Origin of the sequence: Paracoccus salipaludis, from assembly GCF_002287065.1 — a bacterium.
GTDB lineage: Bacteria > Pseudomonadota > Alphaproteobacteria > Rhodobacterales > Rhodobacteraceae > Paracoccus > Paracoccus salipaludis.
The window spans coordinates 244,585-250,697 of record NZ_NSJZ01000005.1 but is presented as its reverse complement, the minus strand read 5'-3'; the positions used below and the strand labels follow the sequence as shown (position 1 = coordinate 250,697).

The window sequence follows — 6,113 nt, the reverse complement described above, 5'->3', positions numbered from 1 at the left end:
CGAGGCCTACATCCTGACCAAGGAGGAAGGCGGCCGCCACACGCCGTTCTTCGCGAACTACCGCCCGCAGTTCTACTTCCGCACCACGGACGTGACCGGGACCGTCAAGCTGCCCGAGGGCACCGAGATGGTGATGCCGGGCGACAACCTGAAGTTCGAGGTCGAGCTGATCGCGCCAATCGCGATGGAAGAAAAGCTGCGCTTCGCCATCCGCGAAGGCGGCCGCACCGTCGGCGCCGGCGTCGTCTCCAAGATCATCGAGTGATCGGACGGGAGCGAAAGCTCCCACCCGATATCGCGACACGCCCGCCCCCCAAAGGGGCGGGCTTTTTGCATGAAAGCGTGCCATCCTCTCTCTGGACCGATGCCGCATCCGAACGCCGGCATTGTCAGGTGGTCAGGGAAGGGGAAAGCCGACATGACTCACGACGGACGCAAGCGCGCATCCGACTTCGATCCGCGCATCCTGGAGATCTTCGACGGCTATGTGCATGGCAAGATCACCAAGCGGGACTTCCTGAAGCAGGCCGGACAATATGCCGCCGCCGGCGTGACGGCGACCGCGATCCTCGAGGCCCTGCAGCCGAACTATGCCCTGGCCCAGCAGGTCGCCCCCGAGGATCCCGCGATCCGGGCCGAGCGTGCCGCCTATGACAGCCCCGAAGGCACCGGCCGCATCGAAGGGCTGATGGTGCGTCCGGCCGAGGCCGCCGGCAAGCTGCCCGCTGTTCTGGTCATCCACGAGAACCGCGGCCTCAACCCCTATATCGAGGATGTCGTCCGCCGTGTGGGCAAGGCGGGCTATCTTGCCTTCGGGCCGGACGGGCTGACCAGCCTCGGGGGCTATCCCGGCAGCGACGAGCAGGGGCGAGAGATGCAGGCGAGCCTGCCCCCCGAAAAGCTGATGGAGGATTTCTTCGCCGCCTACGAGTTCCTGCGCGACCATCCCGACAGCACCGGCGCGGTGGGTTGCGTGGGCTTCTGCTATGGCGGAGGCGTCTGCAACGCTCTGGCCGTGGCCTATCCCGACCTGCGCGCCTCGGTTCCCTTCTACGGCCGCCAGCCGAAAGCCGAGGACGTACCCGCGATCCGCGCCCCCCTGATGCTGCATTACGCAGGGATGGACACGCGCATCAACGAGGGCTGGCCCGCCTACGAGGCGGCGCTGAAGGCCAACGGCAAGGACTACCAGGCCTTCTTCTACGAAGGCGTGAACCACGGCTTCCACAACGACACGACTCCGCGGTACGATCCCGAGGCGGCGGCGCTGGCCTGGGAGCGCACGATGGCCTTCTTTGCAGAAAAGCTGCGCTGACGCGGGGGATGCAGGCGCACGGACGCCAGGGGCCCGGCAGGCGCTTGACGCGCGGGGCGTAATCGTGCATTGAGCGCCATCGTCGCCGGTTCCGCAGCACTGCGGGCGAATCGGTTGCGCCTGACAAGGCCGCCCATAACGGGGGCGGCCTTCCAGTTTTCCAAGGTCCGATGCTGGCGCCGCGTGGTGCGACGTCAGCCTCTCGACTGAAATCCCCGATTGAGGGATGCTTTGATGCAAAGCCAGACCATCCGTATCCGGCTCAAGGCGTTCGATTATCGCGTGCTGGACGCCAGCACCGCCGAGATCGTGAACACCGCCAAGCGGACCGGCGCGCAGGTGCGCGGCCCGATCCCGCTGCCGAACAAGATCGAGAAATTCACCGTCCTGCGCGGTCCGCACATCGACAAGAAGTCGCGCGACCAGTGGGAAATCCGCACGCACAAGCGGCTGCTGGACATCGTCGACCCGACGCCCCAGACCGTTGACGCCCTGATGAAGCTCGACCTCGCCGCCGGCGTGGACGTCGAGATCAAGGTCTGAGGGGGATCAACATGCGGACTGGTGTTATCGCCAAGAAACTGGGCATGACCCGGCTGTTCCTGGAAGACGGCCGTCAGGTTCCCGTCACCGTGCTGCAGCTGGACAACCTGCAGGTGGTCGCGCAGCGCACCGCCGGTCAGGACGGCTACACCGCGCTCCAGCTGGGCGCGGGCGACGCGAAGCCGAAGAACGTGACCGCCCCCATGCGCGGCCACTTCGCCAAGGCCAATGTCGCGCCCAAGCGCAAGATCGTCGAATTCCGGGTGTCCGAGGACAACCTGATCCCCGTGGGCGAGGAGATCATCGCCGCCCACTACTTCGCGGGTCAGTTCGTGGACATCGCCGGCACCTCGATCGGTAAGGGCTTCGCTGGTGCCATGAAGCGGCACAACTTCGGCGGTCTGCGCGCCTCGCACGGCGTGTCGATCAGCCACCGCTCGCACGGCTCGACCGGCCAGTGCCAGGACCCCGGCAAGGTGTTCAAGGGCAAGAAGATGGCCGGCCACCTCGGTGCCGTGCGCGTCACCACCCAGAACCTGCAGGTCGTGCGCACCGACGCCGACCGCGGCCTGATCATGGTCAAGGGCTCGGTCCCCGGTTCCAAGGGCGGCTGGGTCACGATCAAGGACGCCGTGAAGAAGCCGACGGCCGAGAACACGATCTACCCGGCCGCGCTGCGGTCGGCCGAGCGTGAAGCCAAGCGTCTGGCCGAGGAAGCCGCCGCCCAGGCTGCCGCCGAGGAAGAAGCCGCGCGTCTCGCCGCCGCCGAAGCCGAAGCCGCCGCCCAGGAGGCCGCTCTGGCCGAAGCTCAGGCCTCCATCGCGGCCGGAGGCGACGCCGCTGCCCCCGAAGGAGACGAGAGCAAATGAAACTCGACGTGATTTCGCTTTCCTCGGGCAAGGCCGGGGACATCGAGCTGCCCGACGACATCTTCGGGCTGGAGCCGCGCGCGGACATCCTGCACCGCGTCGTCCGCTGGCAGCGGGCGAAGGCGCAGGCGGGCACCCACGCCACGCTCGGCAAGTCGGACGTCAGCTACTCGACCAAGAAGATCTATCGCCAGAAGGGCACGGGCGGCGCTCGCCACGGCTCGCGCAAGGCGCCAATCTTCCGCAAGGGTGGCGTCTACAAGGGTCCGACCCCGCGCAGCCACGCCTTTGACCTGCCCAAGAAGGTGCGCGCCCTTGGCCTGCGCCACGCGCTGTCGGCGAAAGCCTCGCGCGGGAAGCTGGTCGTGCTCGAGAACCTGGACATGACCGACGCCAAGACTTCGGTCCTGGCCAAGGCCGTCAAGGAGCAGGGCTGGAAGCGCGTCCTGGTCATCGACGGTGCCCAGGTGAACGAGAACTTCGCCCGCGCCGCCCGCAACCTGGAAGGCGTGGATGTCCTGCCCTCGATGGGCGCCAACGTCTACGACATCCTCAAGCGCGACACCCTGGTGATCACGCGCGCGGGCGTCGAGGCGCTGCAGGCCCGGCTGAACGGCGCGCAGACCGCCGCTGCCGATCAAGGAGCGACCGTGTGATGGCTGCGAAACCCGAACACTACGACGTCATCGTCAAGCCGATCATCACCGAAAAGGCGACGCTGGCGGGCGAGCTTGCCAACGCCGTCACCTTCGAGGTGGCCAAGTCGGCCAGCAAGCCGCAGATCAAGGACGCCGTCGAGGCGCTGTTCAACGTCAAGGTCAAGGCGGTCAACACCGTCCTGACCAAGGGCAAGACCAAGCGCTTCCGCGGCCGCCCCGGCGTCCGCTCGGACGTCAAGAAGGCCTATGTCATGCTCGAGGCTGGCAACAGCATCGACGTGAACACCGGCCTCTGATAAGGGTAACGAATCTGCGGCCCCCGGGATTCTCGGGGGCCGCGGTGCTTTTCGAATGAAACGGACCTTTGGTCCAAGGCAAACGGAAGACAGAAACCATGGCACTTAAGTCGTACAAACCGACGACGCCTGGCCAGCGCGGGCTGGTACTGATCGACCGTTCGGAGCTTTGGAAAGGACGCCCCGTCAAGACCCTCACCGAAGGTCTGACCAAGACGGGCGGCCGGAACAACACCGGACGCGTCACGATGTGGCACAAGGGTGGTGGCGCCAAGCGGTTGTACCGTGTGGTCGATTTCCGCCGCACCAAGTTCGACGTGCCCGCCACGGTCGAGCGCATCGAATACGACCCCAACCGCACCGCCTTCATCGCGCTGATCCGCTATGAAGACAGCGAGCAGGCCTATATCCTCGCCCCGCAGCGCCTGGCGGTCGGCGACAAGGTCGTCGCGTCGCGCAAGGCCGACATCAAGCCCGGCAACGCGATGCCCTTCTCGGGCATGCCGATCGGCACGATCGTCCACAACGTCGAGCTGAAGCCCGGCAAGGGCGGCCAGCTGGCCCGTTCGGCCGGCACCTACGCGCAGTTCGTGGGCCGCGACGGCGGCTATGCGCAGATCCGCCTGTCCTCGGGCGAACTGCGTCTGGTGCGTCAGGAATGCATGGCGACCATCGGCGCCGTGTCGAACCCCGACCACTCGAACCAGAACCTCGGCAAGGCCGGCCGCAAGCGGCACATGGGCATCCGCCCGACCGTCCGCGGCGTCGCCATGAACCCCATCGACCACCCGCATGGTGGTGGTGAGGGCCGGACCTCGGGTGGCCGCCACCCGGTGACCCCGTGGGGCAAGCCCACCAAGGGCAAGCGCACTCGTTCCAACAAGTCGACCGACAAGTACATCCTGCGGTCGCGTCACGCGAAGAAGGGTCGCTGATCCATGGCACGTTCTGTTTGGAAAGGCCCGTTCGTCGATGCCTATGTTCTTCGCAAGGCCGAGAAGGCCCGCGAATCCGGCAAGTCGGACGTCATCAAGATCTGGTCGCGCCGTTCGACCATCCTGCCGCAGTTCGTCGGTCTGACCTTCGGCGTCTACAACGGGCAGAAGCACATCCCCGTGAACGTCACCGAGGAGATGATCGGCCAGAAGTTCGGTGAATATTCGCCGACCCGGACCTACTATGGTCACGCGGCCGACAAGAAAGCGAAAAGGAAGTAACCGTCATGGGTAAGGAACAGAATCCGCGCCGCGTGGCGGACAACGAGGCGATGGCGAAGACCAAGATGCTTCGCACCTCGCCGCAGAAGCTGAACCTCGTCGCCGCCATGATCCGGGGCAAGAAGGTGGAAAAGGCGCTGGCCGATCTCACCTTCTCGAAGCGCCGCATCGCGGGCGACGTGAAGAAGTGCCTGCAGTCGGCCATCGCCAACGCCGAGAACAACCACAACCTGGACGTCGACCAGCTGGTCGTCGCCGAGGCCTGGGTCGGCAAGAACATGGTGATGAAGCGCGGCCGTCCGCGCGCCCGTGGCCGGTTCGGCAAGATCATGAAGCCGTTCTCGGAGATCACCATCACGGTGCGCGAGATCGACGCCGCCGCCGAGGCTGCCAAGAAGGCCGCCAAGTCGCAGAAGCGCACGGCCTCGAACCGCCAGGCCGAAGCCACCACCACCCCTGAAGCCGCTGCCGAGGAGCTCGCGTAATGGGTCAGAAGGTCAACCCCATCGGGATGCGCCTGCAGGTCAACCGCACCTGGGACAGCCGCTGGTTCGCCGACAGCAAGGACTACGGCAACCTGCTGCTCGAGGATGTCAAGATCCGCGAGTTCATCCACGAGGAAGCCAAGCAGGCCGGCGTCAGCCGCGTCATCATCGAGCGTCCCCACAAGAAGTGCCGCGTGACGATCCATGCCGCCCGCCCGGGCGTCATCATCGGCCGCAAGGGCGCCGACATCGAGACGCTGCGCAAGAAGCTGGCGAACTTCACCGACTCGGAACTGCACCTCAACATCGTCGAGGTCCGCAAGCCCGAGCTGGACGCCCAGCTGGTGGCCGAGTCGATCGCCCAGCAGCTCGAGCGCCGGGTGTCGTTCCGCCGCGCCATGAAGCGCGCGGTGCAGAACGCCATGCGCATGGGTGCCCTGGGCATCCGCGTCAACGTCGCGGGCCGCCTGGGCGGCGCCGAGATCGCGCGGACCGAGTGGTATCGCGAAGGCCGCGTGCCGCTGCACACGCTGCGCGCCGACATCGACTATGCGCTGTCCGAAGCCTCGACCCCCTACGGGATCATCGGGGTCAAGGTCTGGATCTTCAAGGGCGAGATCATGGAGCATGATCCGCAGGCCCACGACCGCCGCGCCACCGAGGCGCAGGAAGGTCCGGGTCCGCGCGGTCCGCGCCGCGATCGCGACCGCGACGCGCGCTGAGGAGTAG

Annotated in this window: 9 protein-coding genes and 1 pseudogene; all 10 read left to right on the top strand. The window is 66.4% G+C overall.

Features of this window, described 5'->3' with window-relative positions:
• A partial coding sequence (locus CK240_RS08930; RefSeq protein ID WP_476704010.1) for an EF-Tu C-terminal domain-related protein occupies positions 1-265 on the top strand: 265 nt, incomplete at its 5' end.
• A gap of 153 nt (positions 266-418) precedes the next feature.
• Positions 419-1,315: a YghX family hydrolase gene (yghX, locus tag CK240_RS08925; RefSeq protein WP_095639986.1), complete on the top strand. Its 897-nt coding sequence runs from the start codon at positions 419-421 to the stop codon at positions 1,313-1,315.
• Between the two features lie 234 nt (positions 1,316-1,549).
• Positions 1,550-1,858: a 30S ribosomal protein S10 gene (gene rpsJ, locus CK240_RS08920; RefSeq protein WP_036717366.1), complete on the top strand. Its 309-nt coding sequence runs from the start codon at positions 1,550-1,552 to the stop codon at positions 1,856-1,858.
• Positions 1,859-1,869: 11 nt separating this feature from the next.
• Complete coding sequence (gene rplC, locus CK240_RS08915; protein WP_095639985.1) at positions 1,870-2,727, top strand: 50S ribosomal protein L3; 858 nt, start codon at positions 1,870-1,872, stop codon at positions 2,725-2,727.
• The gene (gene rplD, locus CK240_RS08910) at positions 2,724-3,383 is read left to right on the top strand and encodes a 50S ribosomal protein L4 (RefSeq protein ID WP_095639984.1); all 660 of its coding nucleotides are present in this window, start codon (positions 2,724-2,726) and stop codon (positions 3,381-3,383) included. The genes rplC and rplD overlap by 4 nt, the downstream gene beginning before the upstream one ends.
• Entirely contained in the window at positions 3,383-3,682 is a 300-nt protein-coding gene (locus tag CK240_RS08905) for a 50S ribosomal protein L23 (RefSeq protein ID WP_095639983.1), read from the top strand. Before rplD ends, CK240_RS08905 begins: the two co-directional genes overlap by 1 nt.
• Positions 3,683-3,780: 98 nt before the next feature.
• Positions 3,781-4,617: a 50S ribosomal protein L2 gene (gene rplB, locus CK240_RS08900; protein ID WP_095639982.1), complete on the top strand. Its 837-nt coding sequence runs from the start codon at positions 3,781-3,783 to the stop codon at positions 4,615-4,617.
• Between the two features lie 3 nt (positions 4,618-4,620).
• Positions 4,621-4,899 (top strand): 30S ribosomal protein S19, encoded by a 279-nt coding sequence (gene rpsS / locus CK240_RS08895; protein WP_095639981.1) that lies wholly within the window; start codon positions 4,621-4,623, stop codon positions 4,897-4,899.
• A 5-nt stretch (positions 4,900-4,904) separates the two neighbouring features.
• Positions 4,905-5,282 (top strand): annotated as a pseudogene (gene rplV / locus CK240_RS08890) (50S ribosomal protein L22); the annotation flags it as partial.
• 101 nt (positions 5,283-5,383) lie between these two features.
• On the top strand, positions 5,384-6,106 hold the full coding sequence (gene rpsC, locus CK240_RS08885) for a 30S ribosomal protein S3 (RefSeq protein WP_090757265.1): 723 nt from the start codon (positions 5,384-5,386) through the stop codon (positions 6,104-6,106).
• Positions 6,107-6,113: the final 7 nt, after the last annotated feature.

Bases quoted from the DNA above. Each gene is read 5' to 3' on its own strand.
- yghX (WP_095639986.1), top strand. From the start codon at position 419: ATGACTCACGACGGACGCAAGCGCGCATCCGACTTCGATCCGCGCATC.
- rpsJ (WP_036717366.1), top strand. From the start codon at position 1,550: ATGCAAAGCCAGACCATCCGTATCCGGCTCAAGGCGTTCGATTATCGC.
- rplC (WP_095639985.1), top strand. From the start codon at position 1,870: ATGCGGACTGGTGTTATCGCCAAGAAACTGGGCATGACCCGGCTGTTC.
- rplD (WP_095639984.1), top strand. From the start codon at position 2,724: ATGAAACTCGACGTGATTTCGCTTTCCTCGGGCAAGGCCGGGGACATC.
- CK240_RS08905 (WP_095639983.1), top strand. From the start codon at position 3,383: ATGGCTGCGAAACCCGAACACTACGACGTCATCGTCAAGCCGATCATC.
- rplB (WP_095639982.1), top strand. From the start codon at position 3,781: ATGGCACTTAAGTCGTACAAACCGACGACGCCTGGCCAGCGCGGGCTG.
- rpsS (WP_095639981.1), top strand. From the start codon at position 4,621: ATGGCACGTTCTGTTTGGAAAGGCCCGTTCGTCGATGCCTATGTTCTT.
- rpsC (WP_090757265.1), top strand. From the start codon at position 5,384: ATGGGTCAGAAGGTCAACCCCATCGGGATGCGCCTGCAGGTCAACCGC.